Genomic DNA, 15,893 nt, shown 5'->3' on the forward strand with positions numbered 1-15,893 from the left:
CTTAAAACTATCCAATGAATAAATTTCTTACCCTTTTGGGGGCAATATTGATATTGCTCTCTTGTAAAAATGATGAAACAATCCTGAACCTTTCCAATGGGATCCACATTTCAAATGTGCACATTGTAACATCCGAAGATGGCACCTACTCCCCTTATGTGGGTCATGTTGTTACAGAAAAAGGGGAAATCATCTATGTGGGAAAAGAAGAGCCCAAAATCAACGGGGTTTTTAAAAAAATCGATGGTACCGGAAAGTTTCTGATTCCCGGATTAATAGACAGCCATACCCATATTACCGAAGTGCAAGGCATGCTCCCTTACCAGATGGAAGCCCATCCAGAATTGGCAGAGGCGTTCAACACACAAATGCCCAGAAGCTACCTCTATTATGGATTTACATCCTTGATTAATCTGGGTGGAATATCGGAAAAGCAAATTTCAGATTTTAACAGCCAACCTCTACAACCCGATTTGTACCATACCGGCAGATCAGGTGCGTCCGTGGCAAATGGGTATCCCATGAATTTTGCCCCTGAAGAGTTTCGCTTTGATGGAGCGCCAAACTTCATTTATTTGGAAAGCGAAGCGGACAATATTCCGGATAAATTCAACCCTGCTGACCATACCCCAAAAGCTGTGGTGGAGCGCATTAAAAAGTCGGGGGGCATCGCCGTAAAATCCTATTACGAATCTGGTTTTAGGGGAATGCCAAAATTACCGGTCCCAACAGAAGAAATCATGACCGATTTAATGGAAAACACCCACAAAAATGGAATGATACTGACGGTTCATGGCAATTCATTGGAAGCCCATTCCTTCCTAACCGATGCTGGGGTCGATATTATTGCCCATGGCATGTGGAACTGGGGTGAATACCGGAATGTTCCTTCCGATTCGTTGCCTGACGAAATTAAAAGTGTGTTGGACCTGCAAATTCAAAAGCAAATTGGTTACACCCCAACACTAACGGTTCTTGCTGGAGAGGAAGCCTTGGCAGACTCCTTATTTTTGAACGACCCCCAACTCAAAAAAGTTGTACCGCATAAACTATTGGAATGGTACAAAACCGAAGAGGGACAATGGTTTGCAAAAGAGCTCTTTTCAGAACTTCCTACGGAAGAAGTCCACAAAATTTATGGGAACATTCAAGCGCATGCCATGTTAGTGCTTAAATACTTGTCTGAAAACGATGGACGCATCCTATTTGGCACCGATACCCCTTCTGCCCCAACCTATGGGAATCAACCTGGACATAATGGATTTTGGGAACTCAAATTGATGAAAGAAGCCGGCATGCCCTTAGATCAAATACTGGCCTCGGCCACCATCAACAATGCCCAAGCTTTTGCATTGGATTCCGTGGGCTCCATTGCCGTTGGAAAAAAGGCCAACATGTTGCTTCTGTCTAAAAACCCATTGCAAGACATTGAAGCCTATAATGCCATTGAGAAACTATTTGTAAGGGATACGGTGGTGGAGAGAAAAGATTTGTCGGTAAAACAAAGACCCTAGCATACCTTTTATTTCCCATCCTTAGCGGTGATGAAAATGGAAGAATACCCAATGTCGCTTTTGAATTGTATTTTTATCAATAGCAATAGTTGACCATAGTGTTATCCAAACCTCTCATAGAACATTTAGAAACCTACCTTCCCTTTGAAGAGGATGAAAAAGCCTTGATTGAAAGCAAGGTCTCACGCCGGACTGTAAAACGAAAAGAAAAAATTTTACAGATGGGTGAAATCTGTAGATACTACACCTTTGTTGTTTCTGGAAGTTTTAGAATGTACATTACCGATGCAGGTGGAAAAGAACACAACATCCTCTTTGCCGCAGAGGGTGATTGGATTTCGGATATTGGAAGTTTCCACACAGAAAAAGTCAGTGAAAGTGAGATTCAAGCTATAGAAAACGCTGAGATCATCCAAATTCAGCAGCAAGACCTTTATCATTTATATGTACACTTGGAAAAACTCAATAGAATACTTAGGGTCATTATTGAAGACAAGTATGTGGAAATCCAAAATCGGGTTTTTGAGAACATCAGTTCCACGGCCCAACAACGCTATCTTTCCTTTTTAAAACAATATCCAAAACTGGCAAACCGCTTGCCAAATACCCAAATTGCCTCGTATTTGGGCATTACACCAGAATTTCTGAGCATGATCAGAAAAGAACTGGTAACCCGCAAATAACCTTGATACCCACAACTCTATTTCTTAAAATAGTTTAAGGGTAAAACCCTCATGGCGTTCCCATCTTTGCGGTGTAATTTTTAAACAATATCCCATGAAAAACTATTGTATTTTTTGTTTGGCCTGTCTCTGGACACTGGGCGCTCTTGGTCAGCATCTGAAACTTAAAAAACAGGAGTTTGAGCTGCACAACGTAACAGGCTCCATTATTAAGTTCCAAGGAAAAAAAGTATTGAAAATAGAAAGGGACTTGGAAGCCCTACCGTTTGATGTCAATAATATTGAAGCGACAGTGGATGAACCCCATTATGCCCGTCTTGTGGGTCTGGAGGATTTTGAGAACGGAACCATAGAAGTGAAAATGTACAGTCAATTACAAGACCCTGCCCCATACCCCGGAATTGCCGGATTTATAGGTGTCTATTTTAGGATCAAGGATGATGACTCGGCTTTTGATGGCATTTACCTGCGTCCCAAAGTGGGCAGGGTCAATAATCAACAGTACAGGAATCATACCGTACAATACATTGCCTACCCCCATGCCAAATTTGATACGCTGCGAAAATCAGACCCGGGTAAATATGAGACTTCGGCCCCTGTGGCATTAAAAGAATGGATCAAAATGAGAATTGAGGTCAACGATGATTTTGCCGAGATGTACATTAATAATATGAAGTATTCATCCTTTGTAGTGGATAAATTATTAGGAACCAATAAAATAGGCGGGGTCGGACTTTACGTGGATATCGGAACGATAGGCTACTTTAAGGATCTAAAGGTCATCAAACGAGCTTATAAAAAGCCTACGGACAAGGATGTAAAGATTGATGATATTTAACCCATCATTGCCCCAACTTTAAAAAAAGAGCAGGCATGGTTTCAGGATCTAAAGCTTCCATGTCCACCAATTGCAACGATTTTACCATGTGCTTCGTGCTTGTCTTGTAGTGTACAAAATGTGGCGTTTGTAAATGGGATTGGTAAGCTTCTTCACTGGCATAGATTTCCAATAGCCTAATTTGATTCGGATTGTCGCGTTGGAACATCGGGTAAATACAAACAACCCCGGGTTCCAACCGTACCGAAGCTTCTGCTTCTTCTTTTAAAATAGCCAAATAGTCGTCCCGAAATTCAGGCTCAATTTCAATCTCGGCAATGCGGACCATCATATCATCATGTACCGCTTGCTCCTTGTTTTCATTTTTTTGATGGCAAGAAGAAATCATCACCGGAATGACCAATATGATTATCCAGTTTAATACGCGGTGCTTTATCTCCAAAAAAAGTCCCATCAGTTCAACATCCGAAATTCTTTGGGCGAATGCCCCACCTGCTTTTTGAACAGCCTACTAAAATGCTGCGGATATTTAAAACCCAACTCATACGCAATCTCACTGACCGATTTGTTGGGATTGAACACTTTTTCCTTGGCCACATCAATAAGTTTGTTCTGAATGTATTCTTGTGCCGAATAGCCCATTTCCTTTTTCACCAAATCCCCAAAATAATTGGAGGACAGATTGAGCTGGTCTGCAAAATACCCCACGGAAGGCAATCCGTGTTTTTGTGGTTTTTCCGAAGACAGGTAATCATTGAGCAGCATATCAAACTTTTCCAAGGCTCCCTGATGAGGAATCTCACGGGTTAAAAACTGTCGGTCATAAAACCGAAGGCAATAATCCAACAAGAGCTCAATATTGCTCACAATCAATTTTTTGCTGTGCTTGTCCAGATTTTGCTCCAACTCATACTGAATTTTATCGATAACACTTAAAATCAGTCCGCGCTCCCGGGCAGATAAATGCAAGGCTTCTTTCACGGAGTAGGAAAAGAACGTGTAGCTATTGATTTTTCGTCCCAAATCACTTCCCAACAACAAATCGGGATGAAAAATCAAGGCATAGCCCTTTGGCTCATAGTCCGGGTCATAGCTAATTCCCGCTTTTTGACCCGGCCCCATAAACACCATGGAACCTTCATCAAAATCATATTCACCACCGCCATATTTTAACTTGCAGCCCTTGGCATCTTTTAGAAAAACGGCAAAGCAATCAAACTGCAGACCATCGTACGAATAATCAGGATATGCGGTTGTTCGCTCATAATCCAAAATGCCCACCAGTGGATGATCTGGTTTGGAATTTCGCCAAGCAAAATAATCCGCCACAGATTTTATATGATACACGTTTTCCATCTATTGTTAAATTTTATATAAAGATAAGGGATTGATTCTCAGTTAATCAACCCCGATGCAGAAAATCCGTAATAATGGTATAAACATCCGTGATCTGGGTATTACTTCCACTTACTTAGATGAATATTTTTGACTTGATGGAAAATCTTAAAAAAATAATATCATGAAGAAAATAATTTGCTTCATCGTGTTTGCGATATCCGCAAGCATTTCTGCCCAAAATTCAGCGTACACCGTTTCTTCCTATTTCACCGAAGGTTTTAAAGCACCAAACACGCATTATATTGGAGAAGCTTGGTTAAATCCTGTTCTACAAGCAGATGGGGATTTAACGTACAACATCACCAAGGCAACATTTAAGGCCAATTCTACCTTGGACTGGCATACCCATGAGTCTGTACAAGTATTGATTATCGTTGATGGTGAATGCTACTATCAAGAAAAAGGAAAGGAACCAACGGTTCTGAAAGAGGGCGATGTAATCAGATGCGAAAAAGACACGGAACATTGGCATTCGTCTTCCAAGCACAGTGATGTGACGTATCTGGCCATCTACGGAGGAGAAACACCTACGGTTTGGACGGAAGTGGTAACACAAGAATATTATGATAGTGTAGCAAAAAAGTTGAGTGAGTAATTATCCTTTAAAAGTTTGCCTAGTAAAGCATACTATGAATAGGTAACTAAGTCGAAAATGAAAAACGCCAACCTTTTCCTGGTTCTTTTTACTACCCTATTGTACCAAGGGTACTCCCAAGAGGGTGAGCGTAAGTTTTTGGATGATTTTAAAGGTATGGCCAGTGTTACCCATAATGGAATTTCGCTGGTACCCTCCTTTTCATTGGGTGACCCGGCTTTACTGTTCGATTTAAAATTCACCAAGGGCAAATTGAGCTTTGAACCCGATATGCGTTTTGCCCTAGAGGGCAAACCATGGTCATTTTTGTTTTGGTTTCGATATAAAGCGGTTGAAAAAGAACGGTTTTCCTTGAGGGTGGGAGCGCATCCGGCGCTAAACTTCAGAACCGTAACCGTAATTCGCGATGGGCAACCCGAAGAAATTCTGGAATCCCGACGCTATGTGGCCGCTGAAATTGCACCCAATTACAAATTAGGGGAAAATACAGGAATTGGTATCTACTATCTACATGGCAGGGGCTTTGATGCGGGCGTAAAACAGACCAATTTTCTTGTGCTGAATTCCTATTTCAATAACCTCAATATAACCGAAGATCTCTATTTCAATATATCCCCTCAAACCTATTATTTGAGAATGGATGACAAGGAAGGGTTTTATGCGGTAGGTTTTGTGACTCTGGCCAAAAGGGATTTTCCCGTATCGATCTCGGCCATTTTTAACAAAGCCATCGATACCGAAATCGTACCCGAAGATGATTTTATATGGAATGTGTCCTTAAACTACAGTTTTGGGAGTTACAATACAAGAAAAAATAAAAAACACAAACTATGAAAAAGAGAATTTTAGGAAATGAGTTTGAGGTATCTGCGCTGGGCCTGGGATGTATGGGCATGAGTTTTGGATATGGCCCGGCCAAGGATACCCAAGAAATGATTCGGTTGATTCATAAAGCGGTGGAAATGGGCGTTACTTTTTTTGATACTGCCGAGGTTTACGGACCGTACACCAATGAGATTTTAGTTGGTGAAGCCTTGGAACCCTTTAAAGGAAAGGTGAAGATCGCCACCAAATTCGGTTTCAATATTATTGATGGAAAAATGGCTGGATTAAATAGCCGTCCCGATAACATTAAAAAAGTAGCCGAGGAAAGTTTAAAAAGACTGCGTGTTGAAACTTTGGATTTGTTCTACCAACACCGCGTGGACCCCAACGTTCCTATTGAAGATGTAGCGGGAACAGTCAAAGATTTAATTACCGAAGGTAAAGTGCAGCACTTTGGTTTGTCGGAAGCCGGGGCCAATACCATAAGAAAAGCACATGCAGAACAAACTGTGACCGCCTTGCAAAGCGAATACTCCATGTGGACGCGGAAGCACGAGGCTGAAATTATTCCTACCATTGAAGAATTGGGTATTGGTTTGGTAGCTTATAGCCCACTGGGCAAAGGTTTTCTGTCCGGTAAAATAGATGCCACCACCACATTTCAAGAGGGGGATATCAGAAATGTTTTACCCAGATACACTGAAGAAGCTCGTGTAGCGAATGAAAAATTATTGGGATTGTTGAACGATTTTGCCCTCAGAAAAGAAGCTACCACAGCACAGATTGCTTTGGCTTGGGTTTTGGCTCAAAAACCATGGATTGTTCCTATTCCTGGAACTACAAAACCACACCGTTTAGTGGAAAACTTGGGTGCGGTACACATTGAACTTTCGGAAACCGAATTGCAAGAAATTGAATCGGCCTCTGCCCAGATTAAAGTGGTCGGTGAACGCTATACCGAGCAAATGGAAGCAGCTACGGGACTATAAAATCAAGAGATGAAAAAAGCAATTCTTTGTATATTATTATGGAACTTGGCGATTTCTATAAACGCCCAAGGCAATAATGACAGGACTGCCATCATCTATCTTTCCCGAACCAAAAACACGGAGGCTGTTGCTAAACTCATTCAAGCTAAAGTTGGAGGTGATTTAATACCGCTGGAGTTACAAAAACCCTATCCTGAAAATTATAAGGCCATTGTTGCTCAGGTAGCCAAAGAAAATGAAACAGAATACCTACCTCCTTTAAAAACAACCATGAAGGTTGACCAATATGACACGCTTTTCATAGGTTTTCCCACTTGGGGCATGCAGTTGCCACCGCCCATAAAGAGTTTTTTAAAGAGTTATGATTTAGAAAACAAAGTAATTATCCCATTCAACACCCATGCAGGCTACGGGGTAGGCTCAGGGTTTAAGCAGATTAAGGAATTGTGCCCCAAGAGCATGGTATTGGAAGGTTTTTCGGTAAAAGGCGGTGTGGAACGAGATGGTATCTTCCTTGTAATCAAAGGCGAAAAAGAACAAGAAGTTGAACAACTGGTGACCAAATGGCTATCAAAATTAAAAACACGGCAATATGAAAAATGAAAAACAAACAGGATATGGCAGAAGGGATTTTGCCTTAAAATCCATGTTGGGGCTTGGTGGATTAGCGGTAGCATCTACAGCAAAAGCCGCACCAATCAACCTTGATAAAGCCGGGAATAGCTTAACTTTTCCAAGCGACAAAAGAAAATTGGGTGATTTGGAAGTTTCAGCCATTGGTTTGGGTTGCATGAGCATGAAAAGTGGCAGTTACAATCCGCCAAGGGATAAAAAAGAAATGATTCCAGTGATTCGTGGAGCAGTAGATTTGGGAGTCACCTTTTTTGATACCGCAGAGGTCTACGGTCCCTTTACCGATGAAGAATTGGTCGGAGAGGCTTTGGAACCCGTTCGCGACCAAGTGGTTATTGCCAGTAAATTCGGGTTTGATTTTACAAATGGAGATCGTGCAGGTCGAAATAGCAAGCCGGAACATATTAAAAAAGCCGTGGAGGGTATGCTCAAAAGATTGCGTACAGACCGTATTGATTTATTGTACCTGCACCGAGTGGACCCAGAAGTTCCGGTTGAGGAAGTAGCTGGCGTAGTCAAAGATTTGATCAATGAAGGAAAAGCGCTCCATTTTGGTTTATCCGAAGTATCCCCAACCACTATCAGAAAAGCACATGCAGAACAAAAGGTCACTGCGGTTCAAAGTGAATATTCTTTAATTGAACGGGTATTGGAAAATCAGGTAATTGACACCTGTGGCGAATTGGGCATCGGTTTTGTGCCATGGGGTGCGGTAAACCGAGGTTTTTTGGCCGATAAATTCAACGAGTACAGTCGTTTTTCAGAAGATTCACGTTTTGCTTCGGTTCCCTATTTCACTCCAGAAGCGATAAAAGCACACATGCCTTTGCTATCATTGGTAAGGGAATGGGCCATACGAAAAGATGCCACCCCAGCACAAATTGCCCTAGCATGGGTCATGGCGCAGAAACCCTATATTGTTCCCATCCCAGGCACTACCAAATTGCATCACATGAAAGAAAATATGGGTGCTCTTTCCGTTACATTTACTTCGGAAGAATTACAGGAATTTAGAACGGCATTTGAGAAAATCCCGCTAGTTGGCGTACGTGCACCAGAAACCGCATTGACAGATAGGTAATCATTTGATTATCAATAACAAATAAGTACAATTTAGACACAATCCTAACGGATAATTCAGTAACTTAAAGCAAATACTTTCAATATGGCACTATTTAATCTAAAAATCAACGGAAAATCCCAAGAAGTGGATGTGGATCCCTCCACCCCTTTACTTTGGGTATTGCGGGACCACTTGCAGATGGTCGGCACAAAATATGGATGCGGTATCGCACAATGTGGTGCATGTACCATCCATTTGAATGGTACGGCCACAAGGTCGTGCATGCTCACTGTAGCGATGGTAGGAAATTCAGAGGTCACAACCATTGAAGGACTTTCTGAAAATGGAGATCACCCCGTTCAAAAAGCGTGGTTGGAAGTTGATGTCCCACAGTGTGGCTATTGCCAAGCGGGGCAAATTATGACGGCAGCAGCCCTGCTTGAACAAAATCCCAATCCCACGGATGAAGAAATTGAAATGGCCATGAACGGAAACATTTGCCGCTGTGGAACCTATGTCCGTATTAAAAAGGCCGTTAAAATGGCTGCAGAAAACAACTCTTAATTCACCCTAAACGCTAAAAAAATGACACTCATAAAAACACAAATAGGACGTAGGGCCTTCATAAAAAACACCAGTTTGGCCGGAGGTGGATTGGTGCTTGGCTTTAGCTTTTTCAATGCTTGCAAACCCAAGGTCGCCGAAGCCGTTGCCATGGAATTGGAAATGCCCGAAGAATGGTATGAAATGAATGGCTATTTAAAGATTGGTGATAACGGTGTGGTGACCATCATGTCCCCCAATCCAGAAATTGGCCAGAACGTACGGACTTCCATGCCCATGATCGTGGCGGATGAACTGGAAATTGACTGGAAAAATGTGGTTGTGGAACAGGCACCGCTCAACACCAATTTATATAGCTGGCAAGTCGCTGGAGGCAGTAGATCTATAAGCAGTTCTTGGCAAAACCTTAGGATGGCCGGGGCTACCGCTCGGCATATGTTGAAAGAAGCTGCCGCGCAAGCTTGGCAGGTTCCGGCCAGTGAAATTACCGCAATAGCTGGAGTTTTGACTCATGAGGCCAGCGGCAATTCAGCTGGTTATGGAGAAATGGCTTCAGCTGCAGCCCAAATAGAAGTTCCCGAGGAGGTAGAACTAAAGGAAAACTCAGAATTCTCCATCATCGGTACATCCCGCAAAAATGTGGATGGTAAAAAAATAGTGACCGGCAAGCCCTTATTCGGTATTGATGTTCAACGCGAAGGCATGTTGATCGCAGCTTTGGTACACCCACCAGCTTTTGGTAAGCGATTAAAATCCTTCGATGCCGAGGAGGCCAAACAAATGCCTGGCATTCGAGATGTTTTTTCCTTGAAATTATACGATGATGACTTTGATAAAATGGCCTTTCATTTTACAGCCTTTAATGAAGTGGTTGTAGTGGTAGGAGAATCTACCTGGCAGGTCTTTCAGGCCAAAAAAGCATTGAATATTGAATGGGAAGACGCACCGGACACAACCCAAAACCTTACTATGTTCGGGAATGCCATGGAAGTGAAACATCCCGCAGGGATGGAAAATTCAGGTGGTCATACTGAACAATTAAGAGAATTGATTGCGCGGAATGCAAAAGTGTCCCGAAGGGATGGTAACCCGGAACAAGCATTTAAAGATGCGGACAAAATCATTGAGCGAAGTTATAGTTGTCCGTTCTTGGCCCACAACACTATGGAGCCCATGAATTTCTTTGCTAACGTTACGGAAGACCATGCCGAGTTGCTTGGGCCTACCCAAACCCCGGAATGGATGGAACCGGCAGTGGCAGAGCGTTTAGGACTTCCCTTGGAAAAAGTGGACATTCAGATGACCCGCCAAGGTGGTGGTTTTGGTCGTCGGCTATATGGCCATTTTATGGTAGAGGTTGCAGCTATTTCGCAACGGATGAAAGCTCCGGTAAAATTAATGTATACCCGTGAAGATGACATGTCCCAAGGTATTTATCGCCCGTCCTATTATGCTACCTATCGTGCCGCATTGGATGCCGATAATAATTTAATTGGGTTTCATGTAAAAGCAGGAGGAATACCAGAGAGTCCTCTTTTCGCCAATCGTTTTCCAGCAGGGGCCATTGACAATTATTTGGCGGAAGACTTCACCGTTGACACCAACATAACCACAGGAGCATTCCGTGCACCACGTTCTAATTTTATTGCGGGAGCAGAACAGTCTTTCTTGGACGAATTGGCTGAAGTCATGGGCAAAGACCCCATCGATTTTAGATTGGAATTGCTAAAACGTGCCGAAGAAAATCCTGTAGGCAGTCCAGAGTCCAATGATTATGATGCTTCGCGATATGCCGGAGTGTTGGAATTGGTTCGGGAAAAAGCAAATTGGGGACAAGCCGATACTGGTGTATCCCGTGGTGTCTCGGCCTATTTCTGTCACCAAAGTTATGTGGCACAAGTACTGGATATTGTGATGGAAAATGATACCCCTGTGGTGCAAAAAGTTACCGCTGCCATTGATTGTGGTATCGTGATAAACCCTGATGCTGCTACAAACCTATCGGAAGGTGGTGCCGTGGATGGAATTGGTCATGCCATGTATAGCGGGCTAACTTTTAAAGATGGCTCACCAGAACAGACCAATTTTGACCGCTACCGTTTAATTCGACATAGTGAAGCACCAAAAGCTATTGAAACCCATTTTGTAAAAAGTGATATAGACCCAACGGGAATGGGAGAACCTCCTTTTCCTCCCATAATGGGCGCTTTGGCCAATGCCCTCTACAAAGCTACGGGTAGAAGGTATTATCATCAACCCTTTATAACAGATAGACCCCCTTTGATAGGTTAGGAGGAATACTGAGGTCTCAACTAAACAATAAAAAGCCCCTTAAATCTAAGATTTAAGGGGCTTTTTTTGACCATTATTACGATTTATTTCTGACAGGTTCACCTATTTTTTTTTCCAAAAAACTCATCGTACTCCATACCCACAATTTTTCCATCCTTTTCAACAAACTTAACATCAGACCAATATGTTCTTAAAATAAATCTTTCAATTTCTTTGAATTCATTTTCCACAGCTAAAAGACCACCCCAATCAGCATACAAGTTTTCGTCTCGCAATTCAACTTTAAGTTTGAAATTGGGCACATAAAAATTTTCACCGAATTCATACACTCCAGAAACCTTTTGTCCATAGGCTTTACTGATAGGGGTATTACTCAAATTCAATGGCTCAAAGGATTCATCCAATGCTCTTGCAGCAAGCATGTTTCCCAAAGATGTAGGAACCGTTGTATAGATGTTACTTAAAACAACAACCGCTAATTCTTCTTCGGGATATATGCATAAAAATGAGGAAAAGCCAGGTGACCGTCCATTCATGTGCACCCTTTTTCTGCCCAAATGCTCCCTAACGAACCAGCCATAGCCAACACTATCACCTCCGTAATCAGTAAATATTTTTCCCCATGAGGGTTCTGTTAGCAATTGGTTGCTCTGACTGGCTTGGATAAACAACATTAAGTCTTGTGACGTAGAATATATTGAGGCGTGACCTGTTTTTGATGACCAATCGATTTGGTTAGCTGCTTCCAGATCAAAAAGGTCCTTTGTGGCATATCCTTTTGCTAGATTCATTATTATTTGGCCCTCGCTAGAAGAGTGTCCCGTATTTTTCATGCCCAATGGAGCAAATATTTCATCTTTAAGATATTCCCCAAATGGCTGCCCAGTTATTTTTTCTATAATCAAAGCCAAGAGGATGTATTCAGAACGTTCATGGCTATATTCAGAACCCGGCTCAAAAAGCAGGTCATAATCCTTGAACAAGCCATAGAGGGACTGGGGGGTCTGGGTAAACTGTGTAATCGTTGTATAATCCGTATTACCAAATTTGCCAATTGCAGGAATGCCCGATCTCTGAGCCAACATTTGATGTATGGTAATTTTGGAGGCATGTTGGTAATCTGGTATAAATTTGTCTAACTTGTCCTCCAGGCTAATTTTTCCATTCTCCACCAACTTCATGATGGCCGCTGAAGTGAAAATCATGGAAGCAGATGCCAAATAAAACTTAGTATCCATAGCGTTTTTCAAATCAAACTCTAAGCTCTTTCTTCCAAAACTATCCTCAAAAATTGTTTTGCCCTTTTGCTGAATCATAACTGACCCACTAAAATTATTCGTGTCCACAAATGGCTTGATTATTCCATAAAAATCTTTTTGCTCTTGTGCCTTAGCATTTTGCAAGGAATACCCCAATGAAAAAAGAAAAATTCCTACTACTGCAATTTTATTCATAGTACTACTTATTTAATGATTTGCTTTGAATCTCAGGTGGATGCTCATAGTGATTTTACTTTTATTTTAAATTCTAGAGATTGGTTCCCCATTACCAATCCAATTATTATTTATCAAAATGACACCTTGCCATATCCTGAGATATCAATATTGTTGTTGCTCAGTAATTATACCCAATCAAATTCCAGTGGTCCAGAAACAATAGAAACAAGAATAAAGTAATAAAAGACAGAATGGCATTCCACTTTCCAATTTTTTGCTTTACCGTGTTTCTTTTTTTGAAAATAAGAAAACCTATTAGCACAAGCAATCCGATCAAGACTAAGGGAACCAATAATAAAGCTTTAATTTCACTGCTCATACCATATTGAAGGTTCCATGCCCCTACGGCGAAAAATGCGTTTATAAAGCCTGCGACAAAAATTATCGAAAGAAATGAAGGCGCAAATTGTGTAATCCAATCAAAGGAAGATTTTCTATGTTGCTTAAACCTAATTTTCCCAAAGGCGAATATCAGAATAACAACTATTTGTAAAACCAGAATTGCAACATAGAATAGCATTTGGTTTTTTGATTTTTGAAACCATGTTATTTTCTCATTGGCATCATAGTGACTGTAATCCCTGACCATATGCGTAATTTCGCCATCTGGATTTTCCAGGAATGCCAGTAGTCCATCCTTGTTGTACCGCCTAAAGACATTTTTGCCCTCATATATTAAAGGCGTTGAAAAGTAAAATAAGGAGTCATTTCGCGAGGTAATGTTAAACTCCGGAACAACCCCCAATAAAACCCCCAATTTGGTAATACTATTTCTTGAATAGCGATTGCTTCTATAGGTGCCCACATATTTTTCGGGGTGCAAAATGGGGCTTTGGCCATGTGTTTCTGTGCCTTTTGGCCGAATAAAGGTTTCCACAAAGGAGTTGGCCAATATTGAACTAATTTCTGAGCCATCATTACCATTCAAACAAATTATGAATGCACAGTTGGCTTCTTTGAAAAGATAAAAATCATGATTGAAACCTTGCCAACCTCCATTTTGACCCAAAGCCCTATAGCCATTTATAAACTCTTCGCGTAATGAATAGGTTAGACCTTGTAGTTGAGGGTGATTTGAGAATTGTTTGGCAAACATTTTATTCAACTCCTCCTTACCAACAATCTGATTCTCTTTGAAACTACCATCATTAAGCAGAAACATCAAAAAATTTGCCATATCCCCGGCAGTGCTTCTTAATCCACCCGCAGGTAGGTTAAATTGAAAGTTATGCGGAACTGCTTCCAATTCCATACCATTGAATTCATATCCGGTTGCCCTACTCTCTTTTATATGGGCTGGTAATCTGGACTGAAACGTACTGTTTTTCATTTCAAGAGGATTCAGTATGTTTTCTTGCATATAATCTGAAAAGTTCATGCCTGAAACTTCTTCAATCACCCTGCCCAGCAACGCGTACCCAATGTTGGAGTAGCTGATTATGGTTCCTGGCTCTTCTATTTGAACCGGCTGGTTGTTGGCAACGTACTCTTTCAAGGTTAGCACATCCTCAGGATTCAGGGAAGCGCTGTTAATATTGGAGATATCATCCAGGCCAGCACTATGGGTCAATAGGTGGTGTATTGTTATCTTTCTGAATGACTTTGCATCTTGATGGTCTATGTACTTGGATATTGGGTCGGTGAGTTTTAATTTTTTCTCTTCCTCAAGTTGAAGTACAGCAGCGGCTACCATTGATTTTGGAATGGAACCCATGTCAAAATTATGGGTGTATGGTTCCATGGAAGATTGCGTAGCCAAATTAGAATAGCCATAACCTTGTGCATAAATGATACTGTCCCCTTCTACAAAAGCAAAGGTGGCACCCGGAATATTATAATCTTCAATGGAATAGCCAATAATGGAATCTGCCCATTTTTTTATGGACTCTTTGCCAATATTTTTACCTGAATCTTGGGCAACGCATTTGGTGAACAAACAAATGCTTAATACCCCTATCAATATAAACCTGTACATTCAACTTTGCACTTTTCGTGTTTTAACAAAGTAATGAAGTGCGTTATTGATAAATGTAGCAATACGGGAACTCGAACATAATTTTTTAAACCAAAGGCCTCAACTGTTGGGTATTTTTCGTCGAAATTCACTTGGTGTCATTCCAACATATTTTTTGAATGAGGTATTAAAAGACGATCGTGACACGAAACCAACATCGTACATTATTTCAGATATTCTCTTGCTTTTATCCCTCAATTCCCTTTGGGCTTCTTCTATCCTTTTTGAGTTTATGAAGTCGTAAAAATTCTGATGGAAGTACTCATTTATAACTTGGGATAAGTATCTCTCGGGCATATTCAACATTTTGGCCAATTGGGCAAGAGTAAGGTCAAAGTTTGTGAAAGGTCTCTCCTTTGTCATCAATTCATTTAGCTCTTCAACGTATTGCTCTGCCATCTTCCTTGACAATGAGGAAGATTTGTACTTATCGGATTCCAATTCTGGGAATTTTTCATCGGAAAGTGGTGTGCTGTATACCACATTGTAATAGTTCAACCCCTTGGACATATACTTCAATAGCCCTATTAAAATCAGGACACAGGCTATTATGCTTATGTATATGAGATACGTTGAATTTTCCTCAAATACCAAGATAATCTCAAATAAACCAATTAGGTAAAGAATTGAAATTATAACCATTGTATTCTCCACAATGCCAATTCTCTCCTCAATTATCTTGTTGGAACGATACTCTAAAGTTCCCAATTTAATTTTTTTTGATTTTTGATAGGACACAATCATATAACCTATAAAGTGCAAGAACACCAGTACTCTTAAAATTTGCAGTTCAACATCTGATGTGTTTATGGAAAGTATGTAATAAACCAATATCCATATCGCCAATACGAATGATGGAATCAATTGGAGCCCTAAAGCTTTGTCGGCGCCAATTAAATGAGACTTAATAAAATAGTAAAGCAACGGTCCGTACAGCAAGCCAAACACTAGGCCAAAATTGGGAACATTGATTCCATTTGATAGTAAAA

Annotated in this window: 15 protein-coding genes; 10 read left to right on the forward strand and 5 right to left on the reverse strand. The window is 41.1% G+C overall.

The features are described 5' to 3' along the window. The first annotated feature begins 14 nt into the window (after positions 1-14). The 3 genes from J0X14_RS11335 to J0X14_RS11345 all read left to right on the forward strand — a co-directional run bounded on the left by J0X14_RS11335 (position 15) and on the right by J0X14_RS11345 (position 3,035). The gene (locus J0X14_RS11335) at positions 15-1,514 is read left to right on the forward strand and encodes an amidohydrolase family protein (protein WP_207097892.1); all 1,500 of its coding nucleotides are present in this window, start codon (positions 15-17) and stop codon (positions 1,512-1,514) included. Between the two features lie 98 nt (positions 1,515-1,612). Beyond that, complete coding sequence (locus J0X14_RS11340; RefSeq protein ID WP_207098058.1) at positions 1,613-2,197, forward strand: Crp/Fnr family transcriptional regulator; 585 nt, start codon at positions 1,613-1,615, stop codon at positions 2,195-2,197. Positions 2,198-2,291: 94 nt separating this feature from the next. Beyond that, on the forward strand, positions 2,292-3,035 hold the full coding sequence (locus tag J0X14_RS11345; protein WP_207097893.1) for a hypothetical protein: 744 nt from the start codon (positions 2,292-2,294) through the stop codon (positions 3,033-3,035). 4 nt (positions 3,036-3,039) lie between these two features. On the opposite strand, the gene J0X14_RS11350 is transcribed toward J0X14_RS11345, so the two are convergent. Both J0X14_RS11350 and J0X14_RS11355 read right to left on the reverse strand, forming a co-directional pair. Then, entirely contained in the window at positions 3,040-3,489 is a 450-nt protein-coding gene (locus J0X14_RS11350; protein ID WP_242528002.1) for a putative quinol monooxygenase, read from the reverse strand. Then, positions 3,489-4,391: a helix-turn-helix domain-containing protein gene (locus tag J0X14_RS11355; RefSeq protein ID WP_207097894.1), complete on the reverse strand. Its 903-nt coding sequence runs from the start codon at positions 4,389-4,391 to the stop codon at positions 3,489-3,491. Before J0X14_RS11355 ends, J0X14_RS11350 begins: the two co-directional genes overlap by 1 nt. Before the next feature lie 163 nt (positions 4,392-4,554). Here J0X14_RS11355 and J0X14_RS11360 point away from each other — a divergent pair, with 163 nt between their 5' ends. From J0X14_RS11360 to J0X14_RS11390, 7 genes are all read left to right on the forward strand, one after another. Beyond that, positions 4,555-5,028 carry a cupin domain-containing protein gene (locus tag J0X14_RS11360; protein ID WP_207097895.1) on the forward strand — a complete coding sequence of 158 codons (474 nt, stop codon included), beginning with the start codon at positions 4,555-4,557 and terminating at the stop codon, positions 5,026-5,028. 57 nt (positions 5,029-5,085) lie between these two features. After that, positions 5,086-5,862, forward strand: a complete 777-nt coding sequence (locus J0X14_RS11365; protein ID WP_207097896.1) for a hypothetical protein — start codon at positions 5,086-5,088, stop codon at positions 5,860-5,862. Continuing rightward, the gene (locus J0X14_RS11370; protein ID WP_207097897.1) at positions 5,859-6,842 is read left to right on the forward strand and encodes an aldo/keto reductase; all 984 of its coding nucleotides are present in this window, start codon (positions 5,859-5,861) and stop codon (positions 6,840-6,842) included. Before J0X14_RS11365 ends, J0X14_RS11370 begins: the two co-directional genes overlap by 4 nt. A gap of 9 nt (positions 6,843-6,851) precedes the next feature. Further along, on the forward strand, positions 6,852-7,445 hold the full coding sequence (locus J0X14_RS11375) for a flavodoxin family protein (protein ID WP_207097898.1): 594 nt from the start codon (positions 6,852-6,854) through the stop codon (positions 7,443-7,445). Beyond that, a complete protein-coding gene (locus J0X14_RS11380; protein WP_207097899.1) occupies positions 7,435-8,556 on the forward strand; it encodes an aldo/keto reductase in 1,122 nt (373 codons plus the stop codon). The genes J0X14_RS11375 and J0X14_RS11380 overlap by 11 nt, the downstream gene beginning before the upstream one ends. 84 nt (positions 8,557-8,640) lie before the next feature. Then, positions 8,641-9,102: a (2Fe-2S)-binding protein gene (locus tag J0X14_RS11385; protein WP_207097900.1), complete on the forward strand. Its 462-nt coding sequence runs from the start codon at positions 8,641-8,643 to the stop codon at positions 9,100-9,102. Between the two features lie 21 nt (positions 9,103-9,123). Beyond that, positions 9,124-11,394: a xanthine dehydrogenase family protein molybdopterin-binding subunit gene (locus J0X14_RS11390; protein ID WP_207097901.1), complete on the forward strand. Its 2,271-nt coding sequence runs from the start codon at positions 9,124-9,126 to the stop codon at positions 11,392-11,394. 98 nt (positions 11,395-11,492) lie between these two features. Here the strand turns inward: J0X14_RS11390 and J0X14_RS11395 are convergent, their stop codons facing one another. The 3 genes from J0X14_RS11395 to J0X14_RS11405 form a co-directional block, all read right to left on the reverse strand. Beyond that, positions 11,493-12,848: a serine hydrolase domain-containing protein gene (locus tag J0X14_RS11395; RefSeq protein ID WP_207097902.1), complete on the reverse strand. Its 1,356-nt coding sequence runs from the start codon at positions 12,846-12,848 to the stop codon at positions 11,493-11,495. A 160-nt stretch (positions 12,849-13,008) separates the two neighbouring features. Further along, positions 13,009-14,865 (reverse strand): serine hydrolase domain-containing protein, encoded by a 1,857-nt coding sequence (locus J0X14_RS11400; RefSeq protein ID WP_207097903.1) that lies wholly within the window; start codon positions 14,863-14,865, stop codon positions 13,009-13,011. A gap of 99 nt (positions 14,866-14,964) precedes the next feature. Further along, complete coding sequence (locus J0X14_RS11405) at positions 14,965-15,612, reverse strand: helix-turn-helix domain-containing protein (protein ID WP_207097904.1); 648 nt, start codon at positions 15,610-15,612, stop codon at positions 14,965-14,967. Positions 15,613-15,893 lie beyond the last annotated feature (281 nt).

Origin of the sequence: Allomuricauda sp. CAU 1633, from assembly GCF_017313225.1 — a bacterium.
Classification (GTDB): Bacteria; Bacteroidota; Bacteroidia; order Flavobacteriales; family Flavobacteriaceae; genus Flagellimonas.